18 protein-coding genes are annotated in these 19,307 nt (G+C 70.4%); 16 read left to right on the top strand and 2 right to left on the bottom strand.

Annotation, left to right across the window (positions count from 1 at the left end; genetic code table 11):
* Positions 1–157 precede the first annotated feature (157 nt).
* From LXT23_RS17775 to LXT23_RS17760, 4 genes are read left to right on the top strand one after another with little or no spacing between them, the layout of a single operon-like run.
* Entirely contained in the window at positions 158–2,611 is a 2,454-nt protein-coding gene (locus LXT23_RS17775) for a coiled-coil domain-containing protein (protein WP_253981358.1), read from the top strand.
* A 13-nt stretch (positions 2,612–2,624) separates the two neighbouring features.
* Positions 2,625–3,830: a radical SAM family heme chaperone HemW gene (gene hemW, locus LXT23_RS17770; protein ID WP_253981357.1), complete on the top strand. Its 1,206-nt coding sequence runs from the start codon at positions 2,625–2,627 to the stop codon at positions 3,828–3,830.
* 33 nt (positions 3,831–3,863) lie between these two features.
* Positions 3,864–4,682 (top strand): hypothetical protein, encoded by an 819-nt coding sequence (locus tag LXT23_RS17765; protein ID WP_253981356.1) that lies wholly within the window; start codon positions 3,864–3,866, stop codon positions 4,680–4,682.
* A gap of 25 nt (positions 4,683–4,707) precedes the next feature.
* On the top strand, positions 4,708–6,264 hold the full coding sequence (locus LXT23_RS17760) for a DUF4388 domain-containing protein (protein WP_253981355.1): 1,557 nt from the start codon (positions 4,708–4,710) through the stop codon (positions 6,262–6,264).
* Between the two features lie 236 nt (positions 6,265–6,500).
* On the opposite strand, the gene LXT23_RS17755 is transcribed toward LXT23_RS17760, so the two are convergent.
* On the bottom strand, positions 6,501–7,172 hold the full coding sequence (locus LXT23_RS17755) for a hypothetical protein (protein ID WP_253981354.1): 672 nt from the start codon (positions 7,170–7,172) through the stop codon (positions 6,501–6,503).
* Positions 7,173–7,377: 205 nt separating this feature from the next.
* Here LXT23_RS17755 and LXT23_RS17750 point away from each other — a divergent pair, with 205 nt between their 5' ends.
* The 6 genes from LXT23_RS17750 to LXT23_RS17725 are packed head-to-tail and all read left to right on the top strand — an operon-like array spanning position 7,378 to position 12,111.
* Complete coding sequence (locus tag LXT23_RS17750; protein ID WP_253981353.1) at positions 7,378–8,139, top strand: TadE/TadG family type IV pilus assembly protein; 762 nt, start codon at positions 7,378–7,380, stop codon at positions 8,137–8,139.
* Positions 8,121–9,671, top strand: a complete 1,551-nt coding sequence (locus LXT23_RS17745; RefSeq protein ID WP_253981352.1) for a hypothetical protein — start codon at positions 8,121–8,123, stop codon at positions 9,669–9,671. Before LXT23_RS17750 ends, LXT23_RS17745 begins: the two co-directional genes overlap by 19 nt.
* Entirely contained in the window at positions 9,668–10,783 is a 1,116-nt protein-coding gene (locus tag LXT23_RS17740; RefSeq protein WP_253981351.1) for a hypothetical protein, read from the top strand. The genes LXT23_RS17745 and LXT23_RS17740 overlap by 4 nt, the downstream gene beginning before the upstream one ends.
* Entirely contained in the window at positions 10,783–11,640 is an 858-nt protein-coding gene (locus tag LXT23_RS17735; protein WP_253981350.1) for a hypothetical protein, read from the top strand. The genes LXT23_RS17740 and LXT23_RS17735 overlap by 1 nt, the downstream gene beginning before the upstream one ends.
* Positions 11,641–11,660: 20 nt before the next feature.
* Positions 11,661–11,942, top strand: coding sequence for a hypothetical protein (locus LXT23_RS17730; protein ID WP_253981349.1), 282 nt, complete (start codon positions 11,661–11,663; stop codon positions 11,940–11,942).
* The gene (locus LXT23_RS17725) at positions 11,926–12,111 is read left to right on the top strand and encodes a hypothetical protein (RefSeq protein WP_253981348.1); all 186 of its coding nucleotides are present in this window, start codon (positions 11,926–11,928) and stop codon (positions 12,109–12,111) included. The genes LXT23_RS17730 and LXT23_RS17725 overlap by 17 nt, the downstream gene beginning before the upstream one ends.
* A gap of 54 nt (positions 12,112–12,165) precedes the next feature.
* Here the strand turns inward: LXT23_RS17725 and LXT23_RS17720 are convergent, their stop codons facing one another.
* Positions 12,166–13,371 carry an ABC transporter substrate-binding protein gene (locus tag LXT23_RS17720; protein WP_253981347.1) on the bottom strand — a complete coding sequence of 402 codons (1,206 nt, stop codon included), beginning with the start codon at positions 13,369–13,371 and terminating at the stop codon, positions 12,166–12,168.
* Between the two features lie 186 nt (positions 13,372–13,557).
* Between LXT23_RS17720 and LXT23_RS17715 the strand changes: the two genes are divergently transcribed.
* From LXT23_RS17715 to sufU, 6 genes are read left to right on the top strand one after another with little or no spacing between them, the layout of a single operon-like run.
* Entirely contained in the window at positions 13,558–14,076 is a 519-nt protein-coding gene (locus LXT23_RS17715) for an SUF system Fe-S cluster assembly regulator (protein WP_253981346.1), read from the top strand.
* Positions 14,073–15,509, top strand: coding sequence for a Fe-S cluster assembly protein SufB (gene sufB, locus LXT23_RS17710; protein WP_253981345.1), 1,437 nt, complete (start codon positions 14,073–14,075; stop codon positions 15,507–15,509). The genes LXT23_RS17715 and sufB overlap by 4 nt, the downstream gene beginning before the upstream one ends.
* A gap of 3 nt (positions 15,510–15,512) precedes the next feature.
* A complete protein-coding gene (sufC, locus tag LXT23_RS17705) occupies positions 15,513–16,304 on the top strand; it encodes a Fe-S cluster assembly ATPase SufC (RefSeq protein ID WP_253981344.1) in 792 nt (263 codons plus the stop codon).
* The gene (sufD, locus tag LXT23_RS17700) at positions 16,301–17,638 is read left to right on the top strand and encodes a Fe-S cluster assembly protein SufD (RefSeq protein ID WP_253981343.1); all 1,338 of its coding nucleotides are present in this window, start codon (positions 16,301–16,303) and stop codon (positions 17,636–17,638) included. The genes sufC and sufD overlap by 4 nt, the downstream gene beginning before the upstream one ends.
* Entirely contained in the window at positions 17,635–18,858 is a 1,224-nt protein-coding gene (locus LXT23_RS17695; protein ID WP_253981342.1) for a cysteine desulfurase, read from the top strand. The genes sufD and LXT23_RS17695 overlap by 4 nt, the downstream gene beginning before the upstream one ends.
* A complete protein-coding gene (sufU, locus tag LXT23_RS17690) occupies positions 18,855–19,307 on the top strand; it encodes a Fe-S cluster assembly sulfur transfer protein SufU (protein WP_253981341.1) in 453 nt (150 codons plus the stop codon). The genes LXT23_RS17695 and sufU overlap by 4 nt, the downstream gene beginning before the upstream one ends.

Genomic DNA, 19,307 nt, shown 5'->3' with positions numbered 1-19,307 from the left:
GAGGTGAGATGTTTTCCCCTACTGGCTAACGTCCGGGGGCCCCCACGTCGAGAGGACTGTATGGCTGCCGTGCGGCCGGAAGTGGGGGCCTCGCACGCTTCCTCCCCCTACGCGTCCCTGGTGATGCGCGCTTCCGGGCGGTAACCTGCACTGGCCCATGCCGTCACCTCCGGAAGAGGTGGATCCTTTCGCGGACCTTCGCGACAGCCTGGGGTTGGACGACACCGTCGCCGGAGCGGCTCCCCCCGCCCCCGTCGCCGCTGCGGCCCGGCCCCAGCCCAAGCCCCCGCCCTCGGCTCCACCACCCGCTGCTCCGCCGCCGCTGCCCCCCCGTCGTCCGGCCACCCCCCTGGCCGCCACGCCCGCCGGGACGGGAGCGCCTGCTTCCCCGGCAGCCCCCGTCGCACCTGCCGCGGGTGCGGCTCCTGGTGCGGCCGCGGCGTCACGCGCCGTGCGGGTGCCTGGAAGCGACCCCTTCGGAGAGCCGCCCGACATCCGGATGCCCATGGGGGGCTCGCCGGACGACAAGCTGGAGTACTTCCGCGCCGTCGTGCGTCAGAAGACGGAGACGCTGGCGCGTGCGCGCACGCTGTACGCGGAGCGCGACGGCGAGCTGAACGGCGTGAAGCAGTCGCTGACGCTGGCGCGCAAGGAGGCGGCGGAGGCGAAGGCGCAGCTGGCGGCGGTGAAGGACGCGCCGGCGAAGCTGTCGCAGGCCGAGACGGCCCTGGCGCGCGCGGAGGCGCGGGCGGCCGAGGCCGAGGCGAAGGTGGCCTCGCTGGAGGCGGAGCTGTCCTCGGCGGAGGCGGAGCGCAAGGACCTGTCCCGCGCGCTGGCGGAGGTGGAGTCGGAGCTGCCGCGCCTCACCGCGGAGCTGCAGGAGGAGCGCGAGTCCCGCGGCTCGGTGGCCGAGGAGCTGGTGGGCGCCAAGGAGGCGCTGTCGCTGGCGCAGGACCGCGTGGCGGAGCTGGCCGCGCAGAAGTCCGAGTCGCAGGGCGCGCTGGAGGCCGTCCAGGAGCAGTACCAGCAGGCCATCGCCGACGTGGAGCGGCTGGGCGGCGAGCTGGAGGCCGTCACCGCGGAGAAGGACTCGCTGGGGCTGCGCACCGAGCAGCTCGAGGCGGCGCTGGCGGAGGCCCAGGCCGGGCTGAGCGCGCTGGAGAGCGAGAGCGAGTGGTCCAAGAGCTCGCTGGAGGAGGCGCAGGAGCGCTCGCGCACCCTCGAGTCCGAGCGGGACGAGGCGCGCAAGCAGCTGGCCGTGGTGGAGGACGGGCTGCGCGGCCTGCAGGCGCAGGTGGCGGAGCTGGAGCGGGCGCTCGCGCTGAAGGACGCCGAAATCATCGGCCTGCGCGCGGCGCTCACCGCTCGCACGGCGGAGGCGGCGGAAGTGCCCGTGCTGCGCCAGGCGCTGGAGGGCCGCACCGCGGAGCTGGCGCGCGCCGGAGAGCGGCTGGAGGCGGAGGTCGCCAAGGCCGCCGAGCGGGCGCAGGCGCTGGAAGAAGGGCTGTCCCAGGCCAGCGAGCGGGCGGCGGTGGCGGAGGGTGAGGCCGCCGCGCTGAAGGAGGCGCTGGAGGCGGCCGAGGTCGAGCAGGTGTCGCTGCGAGACCGGATGGAGTCGGACGCGGCGGCGCTGGGCGAGGCCGTGCACCAGGCCGAGGCCAAGGTGGCCGAGCTGTCCGCGGCCGTGGAGGCCGCCCAGGCCGAGCGCGAGGAGCTGAAGAAGCAGCTCGCGGCGGCGGACATGAAGGTCGCCACCAAGGACGCCGAGCGCGTGGGCCTGTCCGCGCGCGTGTCCATGCTGGAGACGGCGTCCGCGCAGCGCGAGGCAGAGCTGGTGCGGCTGCAGGGCGCGGTGGCCCAGGCCGAGGCCGCCCTGGCCCAGGCCCGCGGCGCGCTGACGCAGGCGCAGCACGCCGCGGCGCAGGCGCAGGAAGAGGTGGCGCTGGAGCGGGTGCGCCGCGAGGCGGCGGAGGCCGAGCGCGCGGACGCCGAGGTGAAGGCGGCGGAGGCCGAGGCGCGGGTGGACACGCTGTCGTCGGGGCAGGGTGACGCCCAGGTGCAGGTGGCCGCCCTCACCGAGGAGCTGGAGGCGGCGCGCTCCGAGGCGGACAAGGCGGAGCGCCTGCAGCAGCAGGTGAAGATGCTGGAGGGCGCGCTCCAGGCTGCCAAGGCCCAGACGGCGGCGGCCGGCAAGACGGACGCGGCCCGCGCGGAGGCGGAGGCGAAGCTCACGCAGGCGGGCCTGGCCCGGGCTGAGGCCGAGGCGAAGCTGACGAAGGCGGACGCCTCGCGCGCGGAGGCCGAGGCGAAGCTGACGAAGGCGGACTCGGCCCGCGCGGAGGTCGAGGCGAAGCTGGCGAAGCTGGAGGCCTCGCTGAAGGCCGAGCAGGAGGCCCGGAAGGGGCTCGAGCAGAAGCTCGCCGGGGCGGCGGCCGCACCGGCGGGAGCGTCGGCGGCTCCGGCGGACTGGGAGGCGGAGCGCGACGGCCTCAAGGCGGACGTGGCCAACCTGAAGCGCAAGCTGATGACGGCCGAGACGGCGCTCGAGACGGCGGCGGGTTACAAGGCGAAGATTGCCCGCCTGGAGGCGCAATTGAAGGGCAAGAAGTAGGGGTTTCCCTCTCATGCCCTTCGACGCACCAGTGGACCCACTCACCGGGATGCAGGCAGCCCGCTTCGGGCTGTACCTGCACTTTCCGTACTGCCTGGCGAAGTGCCCCTACTGCGACTTCGCGGTGGCGGTGGCAAAGCAGGTGCCCGAGGAGCGCTACGCGGACGCGGTGCTGGCGGAGCTGGACGCCCGGCTGGCTATCCACCCGGCGCTCCGGCACAAGCCGCTGCAGTCCATCTTCCTCGGGGGCGGCACGCCGTCGCTGTGGCACCCCCGCCACGTGGCGCGGGTGCTGGAGGGCCTCGCCGCGCGGCTGTCAGTGGCGCCCGGCGTGGAGGTGTCGCTGGAGGGCAACCCGGAGCGCGCGGACGCGGAGCGCTTCAAGGGCTACCGGGCGGCGGGCGTCAACCGGCTGTCGCTGGGGGTGCAGTCCTTCCAGGCCCAGACGCTGAAGGCGCTGGGGCGCGCGCACGACGCGGCCATGGTGGAGGGCGCGGTGGAGTCGGCACGGCGGGCAGCGTTCCCGGTGGTCTCCATGGACTTCATCTACGGCGTGCACGGGCAGACGGTGGCGCAGGTGGAGGCGGACGCGCGGCGCGCGGTGGCGCTCCAGCCCGAGCACCTGTCCACCTACGCGCTGACGGTGGAGCGCGAGGTGCTGGCGGAGGACACGCCGCTGTCGAAGCGGCTCAAGCGCGGCGAGCTGGAGCTGCCCCCGGACGACGAGGTGGTGGCCATGGCGCGGGTGGTGCGCGGGGTGTACGGGGCGGCGGGCCTGCACCGCTACGAGGTCTCCAACCACGCGCGCGAGGGCTTCGGCTCGCGGCACAACGCGCTGTACTGGACGGGCGGCGAGTACCTGGCGCTGGGCGTGGGCGCGTCGGGCATGCTGCTGGAGCCGGAGCCGCACCGGTATGTGAATCTGCGCAGCCCGGAGAAGTACCTGGTGGAGGTGGAGGCGGGCCGGCTGCCGGAGGAGGACCGCGAGGCGCTGGGGCCCCAGGAGCTGTTCGCGGAGCGGCTGGCCATGGGCCTGCGGCTGGTGTCGGGGGTGGACTGGGAGGCGGTGTGCGAGCGGTACGGCCAGCCGGTGGCGCCGAGGCGGGCGGAAGTCGCGCGGCTGGTGGAGCACGGCTTCGCGACGCTGCGGGACGGGCGGCTGGCCTTGACGGAGAAGGGCGCGGACGTGCACAGCGCCGTCTGCGCGCGGCTGCTCTAGCGGGGCGGTCGCCATGAGGACTTCGAGGAGCGCATGAGCAAGTGGATGTTGTGGATGTTCCTGACGCTGCTGACCGGCAGCCCCCTGCTGTCGCTGGGGCTGGTGCTGGTCCTCATCCTCGTGGCGGACCGCTTCACGCTCCAGGTGCTGCCCAGCCCGGTGCGGCTGCTCAAGCGCTTCCAGCGCGCCGGGCACCTGGCGGGGGTCATCCTCACCAACCCGCACGAGCGCCGGGCCCGGCACGAGCTGGCGGACATCCGCGTGGCGCAGAAGCGGTACGCGGAGGCGGTGGACATCCTCAAGCCCAACCTGGAGGCGGGCGACGAGGACGTGGACACGCTGTACCTGCTCGGCGTGGCGTACCTGGGCGCGGGCGACGCGCAGCGCGGCGAGCTGCTGCTGGACGAGGCCCAGAAGCTGGACGCGGACTTCCAGCTCGGCGCCATCCACCTGGAGCGCGGCCGCTTCCGGCTGAAGCGCGGGGACGCGAAGGGCGCGGTGGAGGCGCTGGAGCGCTTCTGCACCGTGCGGCACGGCTCGGTGGAGGGGCGCTACCTCCTGGCGCAGGCGCTGGCCCGGGCGGGCCGCGCGGACGACGCGAAGCGGGCGCGCGAGCTGGCGTGGAACGACTACGCGGTGGCGCCGCGCTTCCAGCGCCGCCGCGAGCGCCGGTGGGCCTGGCGCGCGCGGCCCAGCCGGCCGCTGATGTACGGGGCCGCGCTGGCGCTGGTGCTGGGCCTGGGCGCGGCGGTGCTCAGCCGCATGGAGCCCACCCCGCGCTCTCGGGGCTACGGCCGCTACTACAATGAGGCGCCCTCGGCCGCGGGCCTGGAAGAGGACGTGGGCGAATAGCCCCGGGACGGAAGGCACCTACCGAATGTTCCCCACGCCATCGCAGGTGCTCCGCCAGAGGGACGGGACGCTGGCCGACACGCCCTTCCCCCTGCTCCTGCACTCCCTGATGGTGGAGGAGCGCACCTGCACGCTGGAGCTCAAGGTCCGCCAGCGCGAGAAGCGCATCGTCTTCGAGGACGGCTCGCCGGTGGGCTGCCAGTCCAACCTGCTGCACGAGACGCTGGGCAAGTTCCTGGTGGAGAAGGGGCGGCTGACGGAGGCGGACTACCAGAAGGCCCTGGGGGAGAGCGTGTCCTCGGGCCAGCAGATGGGCGCGCTGCTCATCCAGAAGGGCCTCATCAGCCCCTTCGACCTCTACAAGCAGCTCCAGGCCAACCTCGCGCACAAGCTGCTGGACTGCTTCCGGTGGACGGACGCGAAGTACCGCCTCATCGCGGACGTGGACCCGCCGGACGCCACCGTGCGGATGAACACCGGGCAGCTCATCCTCACCGGCGTGGCCAACGTCATGCCCTTCGACGCGGTGGCCACCCACTTCACCTTCACCGACGAGCGCTGCTTCGGGCAGATGCCGGGCGTGGACGCGGGCCTCAAGCTGTCCTCCAAGGACGCGCGCCTGTTCCAGGCCCTGCGCCAGCGCCCCACCTTCAACGAGCTGCAGGAGCGCACGGGCTTCGACACGGAGACGGTGCTGCGCCGGCTGTACGCGCTGTGCCTGCTGGACGTCGCCGGCTTCGTGGAGGACGTGGACGCCCGCGCGGCGAAGCTGGCCGCGGTGCCCGCGCCCGCCGCCCCCGCGCCGGAGCCCGTCCCCGCGGCGCCTGTCGTCCCCGTCGCCTCGGCGCAGCCCCTGCCGGGCGGGACGCCGTTCTCGGACGAGGACGTGGCCGCGCGCGACGCGCTGGTGAGCGCCTTCCTCGCGCACCGGAGCAAGGACCCCTTCGCGCTGCTGGAGGTGCCGGAGGACGTGCAGCCGGTGCCGCTGCGCAAGGCCTTCTTCGCGTGGGCGGACCGCTACTCGCCGCTGCGCTTCCACACCCCGGAGCTGCGGGAGAAGGCGGAGGCCCTGCTGGCCGCGTACGCCAAGGCCTTCGGCGCGCTGTCGGACGCGGAGCAGAGCCTCCTCTGGCGCAAGCGCCGGGCGGCCCAGCGCGAGAAGGAGCGGGGCTCCACCCGGCCCAGCACCGCGGAGCAGTTCCGCATCCGCACGGACCTCTTGGACGCGACGACGCAGTTCTCCGAGGCGAAGCGCCGGCTGGAGGCCCGCAACTTCGCCGGCGCCTTCGAGTACTTCGAGTACGCGTGCGACATCGACCCGAGGCCGCTGTACCAGGCCCACCGCGCCTTCGCGCGCTACCTGATGAAGCCCGACGCCCACGGCCGGCTGGCCCTCCAGGAGCTGCAGGAGGTGGTGCGCCAGGAGCCGGGCATGGAGGAGGGCTGGGCCTTCCTGGGCGAGGTGGCCCAGGGCGAGAGCCAGTGGGCCCTGGCCGAGGACGCCTTCCGCAAGGCCTTCAAGCTGAACCCGAAGAACCGCCGCTACGTGGAGCTCATCCAGGAAATCGTGAAGCGGCGCTGAGCGGCAGGGCCCTTCGTGTCCCCGATGTGACAATTCCCCGCGGAGGGGGACAGGGCTGGCAGGTTCGCCGCAATCCCTCACATCCAAAACCGGGCCAGACGTCAATACGACAACTGGCCCGCGCAAACCCTGTCACATTTGATTCCGGGCCAGACGTCAATACGACGACTGGCCCGGCGAAGCGCTGTTACATGTCTGCTTTTCTCAAGAAGTGTGACTCGCTTGAGGGGCGGTGTCTACAGGTTCGAGATGAAGTTCCGGTCGCCCGACGTCAGCGACTCGCCCTCGGACAGGCGCCACACCGCCGTCTGGAGCTCCGCGTACTGCTCCTCGGGGTCCAGCGTCTTCTGCTCCAGCAGCCGGTAGAGCTCCTGGAAGTCCGTGTACTGGATGGTGGGCCCCAGCTGGAACGTGGCCGCCGTGCTGCTGGGGTCTCTATTTTCATTCAGGCAGAAAAGATACAGTGGAAGGTAGATTGTCTGGCCCGGAGTCACCACCACAGTCTGCCTCTGGAGGATGATTCCGTTCTGGGTGCTCAGGTTATCCGAGATGACGGTGAAGCCCGGGGGGAGGGTGATGGAGATGGGCAGGGGGTTGCCCGTCGTGTTCGTCGTGTTTCGCAGGGGCAGGCACACCCGCACGAGGGCCCCGGCGCCCTTGGGCTCCTCGGCGGGGAAGCACTTGTCCGGCTCGAACGCGCTGTAGCCCTTGATGGGCCCCGCCAGCTCCACCCCGGTGGGCAGCGTGAAACGCTGTCCTTCCGGGGGTTTATCCGAGCTCCCCAGCCCCGGCCGGTCCTGCTGGCCCGGGGTGCCCGAATCGGGGTTCTGGGTGCCGTCCCCGTCGTCTCCGCACGACCACGCCAGCAACATCAGCCCCACCAGACCGAAAATACGCCATGTCTTCACGTGAATCTCCCGTGCTGTCGCTCGCGACCTCAGCCGCCGAGCGTGCCTGAATGCCGGCCCTCATCCAGGGTGTTGCCCGCTACCTGTGGAATACCAGATAGACTTTCTTTTAATGTCAGCCTCATGATCTGCAATACTCGGAGTGAACAGCAGAGACTTTGCTACAGTCAACCGCTCTGACGAGCTCCGGGAGGCCAGGGTACCCATGAAACGTGAGTCGGGGCAGGCAGCCGTCGAAGCAGCGCTCATCCTGCCGCTCTTCGTGTTCCTCATCCTGGGCATCCTGCAGCTGGGGCTCATGCATCAGGCGCGGCTGATGACGAAGTACGCGGCCTACAAGGCCGTGCGCGCGGGCTCTCTCCACAACGCGAACAAGAACAAGATGGAGCGCGCCGCGCTGGCGGTGCTGCTGCCGCTCATCAGCCAGGGCAGCAGCGGGGCCGAGCACATCAAGACGGTCAACAGCGCCACCGACTTCCAGACCAAGTGGATGTGGCCCGGCGTCGTGGCCAACAGGATGATGGACACCGGCATCCCGTACGCGGAAGTTACCATCTGCGGCCCCTTGAGCAGCGAGCTGCCCAGCGGCCCGGAGGTGGACTTCGATGACCCATCCATCACTTCCAGCGACAACTGGCGCGACAGCCAGCGCACCAAGCTGCGCGTCCAGCTGACCTTCAACTACCGCATGCCCATCCCCTTCGCGAACATGGTCATCTTCAACATCACCCGCGCGCGGGACGTGCCCACCGTCTTGATGATGGGGACGGTGAAGGCCGCGGAGCGCGGCAAGGTGGCCGGCCGCCGCTTCGGCGTGGGGACCTCCGACGCCCTCTACACCGCCGCGGCCGCCAGCCGCACGTACGTGATGCCCATCCGGGCCACGTACACCATGCGGATGCAGTCGAACCTCTACCCCCAGGCCAACCCTCTTCCCTCGAGCAACCAATGCGTATTCGCGTACTGAAGTCGAAGCCGCGGTCGGCGCGGGGCCAGGCGCTGGTGCTCGCCTGCCTGTCGTTCCTGGTGCTGGCGCTGATGACGACGCTGAGCTTCAACCTCAGCCATGCGCTGCGACAGAAGGTGAGCCTGCAGCAGCACAGCGACTCGCTGGCCTACTCCATGGCGGTGATGGAGGCGCGCGCGCTCAACTACTACGCGGTGAGCAACCGGGCCATCGCGGCGTCGTACGTCGCCATGAACAGCCTGCACGCCTACATGGCGGTGGCCAGCGTGACGGGGCAGATCATGCGCGCCTCGCGCAACAACTTCTACATCATCGCGGCCATGGAGTTCGCCCAGTGCGCCTGCTGGACGTGCTTCATCCACTGCATCCACGGCATCCAGGCCATCCGCGTCGCCAGTAAATACGGCAACGCGGGGCGCGACTACGACGGCAAGGCCAAGAACCTGGAGAACAGCTTCAACCAGGCCAACAAGGGCCTGGACATGCTGGTGGAGACGGTCCACGCCTCGCAGATGGCCGTGCACGCGAGGACCGTGCAGTCGGTGATGAACGGCAACGCCAACGGGCTGTCGGAGCTGACCAACTACAACGCGCCGGGCGCCAGCAACGTGCCGGGCGGCGTGGGCGCGCTCAACACCAACGAGTTCAACTGCGCCATTGACGGCATGGTCTGCATGGGCGGCCAGGGCAACAGCTCCAACGAGGCGCTCGCGCGGGTGATGACGGAGGTCTCCAACGCGAGCCGGCCCGGCTGGACGGCCAACCGCGACTTCGACCTGCCCAAGCCCCTCTACCTGCACCCCAGCTTCCTGCAGGAGATGATGATGGACATCCCGGGTGAGGGCCTGCACTACCCCATTCCCTTCGTTCACAAGGGCACCGCCAAGCTGGTGGAGACCCGCTCCAACATCCACGGCCCCGGCCAGGTGGGCGGCAACACGGGCAAGGTGATTGCCGCGGACGAGGAGGGCGCCATGTTCAACCAGTGGAAGCACGGCGTCGGTCCGTACATGCCCTTCAACTCGCGCATCCACAGCGACACCAACGGCGGCGGGCACACCCCGAACGGCGCGCACTCGGACGAGCACGAGTTCGACGGCGTCAACACCCAGTCGTTCATGAGCTGCATCGGCCAGGGCAACTGCTTCATGAAGTTCCGCGCCGACCCCGACGCCAACGACGACTACGGCCAGCCGAGCGTCTACAGCTACGTCACCCGCCAGTTCCGGGTGGGCAACCCCAACCAGGCGCCCTGGGAGCTCAACGCCAACAGCGAGCTGAACTTCACGCACGGCGGCCAGGGCACCGCCCGGCTGACGCTGGCCGCGGGCGAGGGCTCCGGCCTGTCCAAGGCGCTCGTCTACTACCACCGCTTCGGCTCGAACGGCTGGCGCGAGGCGCCCAACATGTTCAACCCGTACTGGCGCGCGAAGCTGCATCCGTTCCGCGCCACGGAGGCGGCCACGGTGCTCGGCGCCGCCGGCAACACCGACGCGGCCCAGCTCGCCGTCACCCCGGGGGTGTCCCTGTGATTCGCCACCCGCTCCGCGCCCGTGCCGCTCGCGGCGCCGCTGCCGTGGAGATGGCCATCAGCCTGTTGGTCATCATCCCGGTGTTCATGTACGCCATCTTCCTGGACGACCTGCTGCGCTACTCGCTGGACGCGCAGGAGGCCGCGGTCTCCACGGTGTGGGACTTCGCCGTGCAGGACTACACCCGGGACCTGAAGCCGGCCGACAGGGCGCCCACCGCGCCCCAGGGTGGCAGCACCATGGTGCAGCAGCACGCGCGCTACATGTTCTGCGACCACGAGTCCGGCAAGGACCGCTACGACGCGTATACCAACGGCGTGCCCTCGGACTGCTCGGACACCGACCACCACCAGGCGCTGGTGGCCCACACCTGCTGGCTCAACGACAACGCGAGGCAGGTGACGTGCGAGGCCCCGGAGCGAGGCGCCGGCAACCTCGGCATCCCCGTCCACAACCAGTTCATGAGCAACTTCACCCGCGGCGGCCTCATCCGCTGCTCGGCCCGGGCCGTGGTGGAGAACTACCTGCTGCCCGAGGGGTTCCTCCAGGAGTTCAGCAAGACGAAGCTGACCGTCAAGAAGTGGGACGGCGACGTCCACGGCAACTCCCAGTCGGGCGTCGCCACCACGAACGGCGTCGACGGCAACGCCTACTTCCTAGGCATGGAGCAGATGGCCATCCTCACGGACACCTGGGCGCTGACGACCAACGCCAACACGATGCCGGGCACCAAGAGCGGTGAGATGTACGACCGGGTGGCCAACGTCTACATGAACCCGCAGAACCTCGGGCACCCCATCCTGCGCGCCACGTCCGCGGCCTTCTTCGGGCAGGCCATCAGCAACAACCTGCTCAACCCGCTCTTCGCCGCGCAGCTCGCGGCGACGACGGGCGACGCGATGGGCGCGGACAACCCGCAGACGCCCAACATCGCCATCGCGCCGCAGGCGGTGGGTGACAGCACCACGCCCAGCAACCGCGTCACCCAGGAGGGCTCCAACCGGCGCTACTTCAACACCGAGTGGCGCGACTGGGACCAGAACAACAACTATCGCTCGTACCAGAACCGGGGCGTCTACTACATGGGCTGCAAGCAGCCGGGAACCTGCTGATGGCCGTGTGGTGGGAGAGGTCGGGCGTCCGGGTGGGGCTGTGGCTGTTCTCGCTGGCCGTGGTGGGCGGGCTCATCGGCTTCGGCTGGGAGCGCGCGGCGTATCCGGAGGAGCCGGTGGAGCTGGAGCAGCTCCAGGCCCGGGCGGACGAGGAGTTCGCGGCCACCGGCCCGCGGCGCACGCCGGAGGAGCAGGCCGTGCTGGCGCGCGCGCTGTCGCACTTCCCGCCGTATCCCAACGCCAATGGCGCCCCGGAGGTGCTGGCGTCCGACTACCTGGGGCCCAACACGCCCATGGCGGTGGCGTGGTTCTCCACCAAGGACACCCCGGACCAGGTGCTGGCGCACTACCAGGGCACGCTGGCGGACGCCGGCCTGCCTCCGCTGAGCAAGCGCTACGGGCAGAATGGCGGCTACGTGGGCTACTGGACGCCCTCCACCAAGGAGGTCCACCTGGTGTCCGTGCTGGCGCAGGGCGGTGAGACGTTCGTCTTCGTCTCCTCGGGGCAGGTGGGGCCGCTGCTGGAGGGCACCGCGTCCGTGCCCGCGTGGGTGCCGCTGCCGCCGGGCGTGAAGGACCCGGTGGTGCTCACCTTCCGGATGGAGGGCGTCACCTACTACACGGTGTCCGGCCAGGTGCCGGAGGGGCGGCTGGCGGACGTGGGCGGCGCCTACCAGGCCACGCTGAAGGAGAAGGGGTGGCAGTCGGGCTCGGCCTCCGAGTCCGGCCACCAGTCGCTCAGCTTCGATGTGAATCACCAGGCGAAGCGCGGGCAGGTGCTGCTGCGCCAGCCCTCACTGCAACCCGGGGTAGAGTTCCAGCTGTCGCTCATGGAGCGGGCAGTGGCCTCGGAATGAGACACACGGAGGATACAACGATGAAGACGCTCGCGACGTGGACCCTGGGGTGGCTTGCCGGTGCGGTGCTGCTGCTGGGGACACCGGCCCTCGCGAATCGGGCCTGCCAGCGCGGCTGCGACGACGACGTCAAGGAGTGCAAGGCCGTGTGCAAGAAGCACGCGAAGGGCATGGAGGCCAAGTGCAGCAAGGCCTGTGACGACGAGAAGCGGGCGTGCTCCGAGGAGTGCTCCGGCCGCCCCGCGCAGCGCGAGAAGCTGAACGAGGGGAAGGAAGAGGAGCACCATGACGACGACCATTGAGCGGCGCCGCCGCCCCGCGCGCGGCCAGGCGATGGTGGAGTACGCCATCATCACCGCGGCGCTGATGAGCTTCACGGTGATGAGCTGGCCGTTCCTCGTCGAGCTCATCAACGGCCTGCACCGCTACTTCCAGTCCATCTATTACATCATCCAGTCGCCCATCCCCTGAGGAGGGCGTCCCGCCCGCGCGGGTGCTTTCCGCGGGCGGGCCCTGGCTGAGCCGCTACGGCTTCACGGTGGTGACGAACTCCGCCTTGCCACCGGACACCTTGAGGACGACGGCCTCCTTCACCGCGTCCCGGTTCGCGTCCAGGGTGATTCGGCCCGAGACGCCCGGGAAGTCCTTCGTCCGGGCAATCGCCTCGCGCAGGGCCGGGCCGCTCAGGTCCGGGGCGCGCTTCATGGCTTCAATGGCCACGCGGGCCGCGTCGTACGCCAGCACGCCCACGCTGTCCGGCACGCTGCCGTAGCGCTCCTTGTACTTCTTCAGGAACTGCTGGAGCGCCGGGTCCGGGTTGTCCGGCGAGTAGTGGTTGGAGAAGTAGCTGCCCTCGAGCGCCGAGCCACCCAGCTCGTACAGCTTGTCGGAGTCCCAGCCGTCGCCGCCGAGCAGCGGCACCTTGAGGCCCACCTCGCGCGCCTGCCGGGCGATGATGCCCACGTCCGTGTAGTACCCCGGGACGAAGACGGCCTCCGGCTTGAGCTGCTTGAGCGCGGTGAGCTGCGCGCGGAAGTCCGTGTCGCCCTTCGAGTAGCTCTCGTCGCCGAGAATCTTGCCGCCGAACTCCGCGAACTTCTGGTTGAACACGTCCGCCAGGCCCATGGAGAAGGCGCTCTTGTTGTCGCGCAGCACCGCCACCTTGTTCAGCTTCAGGTTCTCCCGGGCGAACTTCGCCATCACGAAGCCCTGGAACGGGTCGATGAAGCAGACGCGGAAGATGTAGTCGCCCCGCTTCGTCACCTCGGGGCTGGTGGAGGTGGGCGTAATCATCGGCACCTTCGCCACCTGCGCCTTCTCCGCCATCGCCATGGACACCGACGAGGCCGCCTCGCCGAGGATGACCACCACCTTGTCCTGGGTGATGAGCCGCGTCACGGCCTGGGCCCCCTCCTCGGGCCGGCCCTGGCTGTCGTACACGCGCACGGCCAGCCTCTTGCCCTTCACCCCGCCCGCGGCGTTGGCCTCGTCGATGGCCAGCTCGATGCCATTGCGCGCGGAGATGCCGAACGTCGCCTCGCTGCCCGTCAGGCTGCCGACCTCACCCAGCAGGATGGTGTTGGCGTCCACGGGCGCGGCGCCGGGGGGAGGGGCCGTCGCGGCGGGCGCCTGTCCGCCCGGCGTGGGCTCCGTGGGCGCGGGCGCGGACTTCTTCTCGCAGGCCACCGCGGCCAGGGCCAGCGTGGCGAGCAGCATCAGGGGACGACGCATCGGTGGAATTCCTCCGGGGAGCGGGGGGCTCCCACCCTAGCCCTCTCCCTCCTGCCCTCCAACCAGAGGCTCCCGGCGCCTTGTGTGAAAAGCAATGTGGACTGAAACGGTCCACATTACATATGACGCCCCCGGTGGCCCGGTGGCCCCGGCAGGACTGAATCTGGAGAGGAGACACCCGCACCCATGCTTCGGATGAGCAAGATGACCGACTACGGCATCGTGCTGATGACCGAGCTGGCCCGCGCGGAGGGTGACACGCGCACCACTCGCGAGCTGGCGGCGCGCACCCGTGTGCCGTTGCCCTCGGCCAGCAAGGTGCTCAAGGGCCTGCTTCAGGCGGGCCTGGTGGTGTCCCACCGTGGGGCCAGCGGCGGCTACGGGCTGGCGCGCCCCGCCGCCGAGCTGTCCTTGGCGGAGCTGGTCGCCGCGCTGGAGGGCCCGGTGGCCCTCACCGAGTGCGGCGTCCACACCACGGGCGGTGCGCCCTGCGAGCTGGAGGCCGTCTGCCAGGTGCGTGGGCACTGGCGCCTCATCAACACCGCCATCCAGGACGCGCTGGGCCGCCTGTCGCTGGCGGACCTGGTTGCCCCCGCGCCGCGCGTGCCCGAGCGCCTGGTGGGCCTGGGCGTCCCGTCGCGGCCCGCGCCTTCGGCCAGCACCGCCTCACCTTCCACTGCTTCCGCATCAGGAGTCCGTTCATGACCACCGACACCCTCCAGGAGCTGACCCGCCGGCCGTACGAGGCCGGCTTCGTCTCGGCGGTGGAGTCGGACACGTTTCCGCCCGGGCTGAGCGAGGACGTCATCCGCCAGATTTCCGAGAAGAAGGGCGAGCCGGCCTTCCTGCTCGAGTGGCGCCTCAAGGCGTACCGCCACTGGCTCACCATGAAGGAGCCGAACTGGCAGGCCGTGAAGTACGCGCCCATCGACTACCAGGCCATCAGCTACTACTCGGCGCCGAAGCAGAAGCCGAAGAAGGGCAGCCTGGACGAGGTGGACCCCGAAATCCTCCGCACCTACGAGAAGCTCGGGATTCCGCTGCACGAGCAGAAGCTGATGCAGAACGTCGCGGTGGACGCCGTCTTCGACTCGGTGTCCGTGGCCACCACGTTCAAGGACAAGCTGGCGAAGGCGGGCGTCATCTTCTGCTCGTTCTCCGAGGCCGTGCGCGAGCACCCGGAGCTGGTGAGGAAGTACCTGGGCACGGTGGTGCCGTACTCGGACAACTTCTTCGCGGCGCTCAACTCGGCCGTCTTCAGCGACGGCTCGTTCGTCTACATCCCCAAGGGCGTGCGCTGCCCCATGGAGCTGTCCACGTACTTCCGCATCAACACGGCGGAGACGGGCCAGTTCGAGCGCACCCTCATCGTCGCCGACGAGGGCTCCACGGTGAGCTACCTGGAGGGCTGCACCGCGCCCCAGCGCGACACCAACCAGCTGCACGCGGCGGTGGTGGAGCTGGTCGCCCTGGACGGCGCCAACATCAAGTACTCCACGGTGCAGAACTGGTACCCGGGGGACGCGCAGGGCCGCGGCGGCATCTACAACTTCGTCACCAAGCGCGGAATCGCCCACCGGGCCTCCAAGATTTCGTGGACGCAGGTGGAGACGGGCTCGGCGATTACGTGGAAGTACCCGAGCGTCATCCTCAAGGGGGATGACTCGGTGGGCGAGTTCTACTCCGTCGCGCTCACCAACAACCTGCAGCAGGCGGACACGGGCACGAAGATGGTGCACATCGGGAAGAACTCCCGCAGCACCATCGTGTCCAAGGGCATCTCCGCGGGGCGCGGGCAGAACACGTACCGGGGCCTGGTGAAGGTGCTCAAGAGCGCGGAGAACGCGCGCAACTACACGCAGTGCGACTCGCTGCTCCTGGGTGACAAGTGCGGCGCCCACACGGTGCCGTACATCGAGGTGAAGAACGCGTCCGCGCAGGTGGAGCACGAGGCGTCCACGTCGAAGATTGGCGAGGACCAGCTCTTCTACTGCCGGCAGCGCGGAATCTCGCAGGAGGACGCGGTGTCGATGATCGTCAATGGCTTCTGCCGCCAGGTGTTCAAGGAACTCCCGATGGAGTTCGCGGTGGAGGCGCAGAAGCTGCTCGGGGTGAGCCTCGAGGGGAGCGTGGGGTAGGTCATGGCTTTGCTGTCTGTTCGCAACCTGCACGCCCGCGTGGCGGGCAAGGACATCCTGAAGGGCATCGACCTGGAGGTGCGCCCCGGAGAGGTGCACGCCATCATGGGCCCCAACGGCTCCGGGAAGAGCACGCTGGCCAGCGTGCTGGCGGGCCGTGACGGCTATGAAGTCACGCAGGGCGAGGTGCTGTTCGACGGCAAGCCCCTGCTGGCGCTGTCGCCCGAGGAGCGCGCCACGTCGGGCGTGTTCCTCGCCTTCCAGTACCCGGTGGAGATTCCGGGCGTGGGCAACCTGCACTTCCTGCGCACCGCGCTCAACGCGCAGCGCCGGGTGCGGGGGCTGGAGGAGCTGGACGCGATGGACTTCCTCCAGCTCGCCCGGGAGAAGTCGAAGCTGGTGCAGCTGGACGCGGCCTTCATGAACCGCTCGGTGAACGAGGGGTTCTCCGGCGGCGAGAAGAAGCGGAACGAAATCTTCCAGATGGCGGTGCTGGAGCCGCGGCTGGCCATCCTCGACGAGACGGACTCCGGCCTGGACATCGACGCGCTGCGCACGGTGGCCGGCGGCGTCAATGCGCTGCGCTCGCCGGAGCGGGGCATGGTGCTGATCACGCACTACCAGCGGCTCCTGGACTACATCGTCCCGGACCACGTGCACGTCATCGCGGCGGGGCGCATCATCCGCTCGGGCGGGCGCGAGCTGGCGCTGGAGCTGGAGGAGAAGGGCTACAGCTGGCTGGGGCTGCAGGACGGCAAGACGGCCGCGCCGAAGGGCGGGGAGGCCCGGCGATGACGGCCGGCCTGGCGCACTTCCTGGACGTGGCCTCGCGCTTCCATGCGCGGGAGGCGTCCACGCCGGCGTGGCTGCGGCGCGTGCGCGCCGAGGGGCTGGCGCAGCTGGAGAAGCAGGGCCTGCCCACGACGCGCGACGAGGCGTGGAAGTACACCAACCTGGCGCCCCTCGCGGAAGGAACGTTCATTCCAGCCGCGGAGGCGCGCGGCGCGGGGGACCTGGCGGCGGTGGTGGAGGGGCTCGCCCTGCCAGGAGGGCCCCGGCTCGTCTTCGTGGACGGGCGGCTGGCGCCGGAGCTGTCGTCCGTGGCGGGCCTGCCGCGCGGGCTGACGCTGAAGCCGCTGCGGGACGCGGTGCGCGAGGACGGGGAGCTGCTGGAGTCCATGCTGGGCCAGCGGGCCCCGGCGGGGGAGCACGCCTTCACCGCGCTCAACGCGGCCCTGCTGGACGACGGCGCGCTGCTGCGGCTGGCGCCGGGCACGGTCAGCGAGGTGCCGGTGCAGCTGGTGTTCCTCACCCGAGGGGACGCGCCGGTGCTGGCCAGCCCGCGCATCCTCGTCCTGGCGGGGGAGAACAGCGAGGCGACGCTGGTGGAGACGTACGCGGGCGTGGCGGGTGGCTCCGGACCGGGGGCCACCTTCACCAACGCGGTGACGGAGGTGACGCTGGAGGACAACGCCAGCCTGCACCACTACAAGCTCCAGGCGGAGTCGGACGCGGCGGTGCACGTGGCCGGCCTGCACGCGCGGCAGGGGCGGGACAGCCGCTTCGCGTCGCATGCCTTCTCCTTCGGCGGGGTGCTGGCGCACAACGAGGTGCACTCGGCCTTCGCGGGCGAGGGTGGCGACGCCACGCTGAATGGCCTGTACGTGGGCCGGGGCTCGCAGCACCTGGACAACCGGACGGCGCTGGACCACGCGGCGCCCCGCTGCACCAGCCGCGAGCTGTACAAGGGCGTGCTGGATGACCGCTCGCGCGGGACGTTCCACGGGCTCATCCGGGTGCGGCAGGACGCGCAGCGCACGGACTCGCGGCAGCAGAACCGGAACCTCCTGCTGTCGGAGTCGGCGCAGGCGGACACGCGGCCGCAGCTGGAAATCCTGGCGGACGACGTGAAGTGCGCGCACGGCGCGGCGGTGGGGCGGCTGGATGCGCAGGCGCTGTTCTACCTGCGCTCGCGCGGCATTCCCCGGGCGGAGGCGGAGTGGCTGCTGACGTTCGCCTTCGCGCGCGAGGTGGTGGAGGCGGTGCCGCAGGCCGCGGTGCGCGCCCGGGTGGAGGGCCTGCTGGCCCTGAAGCTGCCGGGCACGGCCCGGCGCGAGGTGACGGCATGAGCGGCTTCGACGTGCAGCGCGTACGGGCTGACTTCCCCATCCTCCGCCAGGAGGTGCGGGGCCGGCCCCTGGTGTACCTGGACAGCGCGGCGACGGCGCAGAAGCCCCAGGCCGTCATCGACGCCATCGTCCACTTCTACCAGCACGACAACGCCAACGTGCACCGCGGTGTCCACGTGCTGTCCGAGCGCGCCACCGAGGCGTACGAGGGCGCGCGGGAGACGGTGCGCCGCTTCATCAACGCGCGGGACGCGAAGGAGATCATCTTCGTGCGCGGCACCACCGAGGCCATCAACCTGGTGGCGCAGACGTACGGGCGCAAGCACATTGGCCCGGGTGACGAGGTGCTCATCACCCACATCGAGCACCACGCGAACATCGTCCCCTGGCGGATGCTGTGCGAGCAGACGGGCGCGGTGCTCAAGGTGATTCCGGTCGATGACCGGGGCGAGCTGGTGATGGACGCGGTGGACGCGCTGATGACGGAGCGCACGCGCATCCTCGCGGTGACGCACGTGTCCAACGCGCTGGGGACGGTGAACCCGGTGAAGGAGCTGACGCGCCGGGCGCACGCCAAGGGCATCCCCGTGCTGGTGGACGGGGCGCAGGCGGTGACGCACTTCCCGGTGGACGTGCAGGATATCGGTTGCGACTTCTACGCCTTCAGCGGGCACAAGACGTTCGGCCCCACGGGCATCGGCGTGCTCTACGGCCGCCTGGAGCGCCTGGAGCCGCTGCCGCCGTACCAGGGCGGCGGGGACATGATCCTCTCCGTCACCATGGAGAAGGTGACCTACAACCGGGTGCCGCACCGCTTCGAGGCCGGCACGCCCAACCTCGAGGGCGCGGTGGGGCTGGCGGCGGCCATCCGCTACCTGGAGGCGCTGGGGATGCAGAACGTCGCGGCGCACGACCGGGAGCTGATGGCGTACGCCACGAAGGCGCTGGAGTCGGTGCCGGGCCTGCGCCTGGTGGGCACGGCGCGCGAGAAGACGGGCGTGCTGTCCTTCATGCTGGAGGACATCCACCCGCACGACGTGGGGACCATCCTGGACCGCGAGGGCGTGTGCATCCGCACGGGGCACCACTGCGCGCAGCCGGTGATGCAGCACTTCAAGGTGCCGGCCACGTCGCGGGCGTCGCTGGCGCTCTACAACACGCGCGAGGACGTGGACGCGCTCGTGCGCGGGCTGCACAAGGTGCTGGAGGTGTTCAAGTGAGCTCGGACCTGTCGGACCTCTACCAGGAGGTGGTGCTGGAGCACTCCAAGCGCCCGCGCAACTACCGGGTGGTGGAGGGGCACAACCGCGAGGCGGCGGGGCACAACCCGCTGTGCGGCGACCAGCTCACGGTGACGCTGAAGGTGGAGGGTGACGTCATCCGCGACATCGGCTTCCAGGGGCAGGGCTGCGCCATCTCCAAGGCGTCCGCGTCGCTGATGACGGGCGCGGTGAAGGACCGGACGCGCGCGGAGGCGGAGGCTCTCTTCGAGCGGGTGCACAAGCTGGTGACGGAGGGGCCGGAGGGCCTGGACGTGGACGCGCTGGGGAAGCTGGCCGTGCTGTCCGGGGTGAGTGAGTTCCCGGCCCGGGTGAAGTGCGCGAGCCTCGCGTGGCACACGCTGCGCGCGGCGCTGGAGGGACGCGGCGAGGCCGTGTCCACGGAGTAG

It is taken from the genome of Pyxidicoccus xibeiensis, from assembly GCF_024198175.1.
In the GTDB taxonomy this organism is placed as follows: domain Bacteria; phylum Myxococcota; class Myxococcia; order Myxococcales; family Myxococcaceae; genus Myxococcus; species Myxococcus xibeiensis.
This window is presented reverse-complemented; position numbering and strand designations above follow the sequence as displayed.

What these genes read in the sequence shown, in the direction of transcription:
- LXT23_RS17695 (WP_253981342.1), top strand. Translation starts at nt 17,635, where the DNA reads ATGAGCGGCTTCGACGTGCAGCGCGTACGGGCTGACTTCCCCATCCTC.
- sufB (WP_253981345.1), top strand. Translation starts at nt 14,073, where the DNA reads ATGACCACCGACACCCTCCAGGAGCTGACCCGCCGGCCGTACGAGGCC.
- LXT23_RS17735 (WP_253981350.1), top strand. Translation starts at nt 10,783, where the DNA reads ATGGCCGTGTGGTGGGAGAGGTCGGGCGTCCGGGTGGGGCTGTGGCTG.
- LXT23_RS17765 (WP_253981356.1), top strand. Translation starts at nt 3,864, where the DNA reads ATGAGCAAGTGGATGTTGTGGATGTTCCTGACGCTGCTGACCGGCAGC.
- sufC (WP_253981344.1), top strand. Translation starts at nt 15,513, where the DNA reads ATGGCTTTGCTGTCTGTTCGCAACCTGCACGCCCGCGTGGCGGGCAAG.
- LXT23_RS17720 (WP_253981347.1), bottom strand. Translation starts at nt 13,371, where the DNA reads ATGCGTCGTCCCCTGATGCTGCTCGCCACGCTGGCCCTGGCCGCGGTG.
- LXT23_RS17715 (WP_253981346.1), top strand. Translation starts at nt 13,558, where the DNA reads ATGCTTCGGATGAGCAAGATGACCGACTACGGCATCGTGCTGATGACC.
- sufD (WP_253981343.1), top strand. Translation starts at nt 16,301, where the DNA reads ATGACGGCCGGCCTGGCGCACTTCCTGGACGTGGCCTCGCGCTTCCAT.
- LXT23_RS17725 (WP_253981348.1), top strand. Translation starts at nt 11,926, where the DNA reads ATGACGACGACCATTGAGCGGCGCCGCCGCCCCGCGCGCGGCCAGGCG.
- LXT23_RS17750 (WP_253981353.1), top strand. Translation starts at nt 7,378, where the DNA reads ATGAAACGTGAGTCGGGGCAGGCAGCCGTCGAAGCAGCGCTCATCCTG.
- LXT23_RS17775 (WP_253981358.1), top strand. Translation starts at nt 158, where the DNA reads ATGCCGTCACCTCCGGAAGAGGTGGATCCTTTCGCGGACCTTCGCGAC.
- LXT23_RS17760 (WP_253981355.1), top strand. Translation starts at nt 4,708, where the DNA reads ATGTTCCCCACGCCATCGCAGGTGCTCCGCCAGAGGGACGGGACGCTG.
- LXT23_RS17730 (WP_253981349.1), top strand. Translation starts at nt 11,661, where the DNA reads ATGAAGACGCTCGCGACGTGGACCCTGGGGTGGCTTGCCGGTGCGGTG.
- LXT23_RS17745 (WP_253981352.1), top strand. Translation starts at nt 8,121, where the DNA reads ATGCGTATTCGCGTACTGAAGTCGAAGCCGCGGTCGGCGCGGGGCCAG.
- hemW (WP_253981357.1), top strand. Translation starts at nt 2,625, where the DNA reads ATGCCCTTCGACGCACCAGTGGACCCACTCACCGGGATGCAGGCAGCC.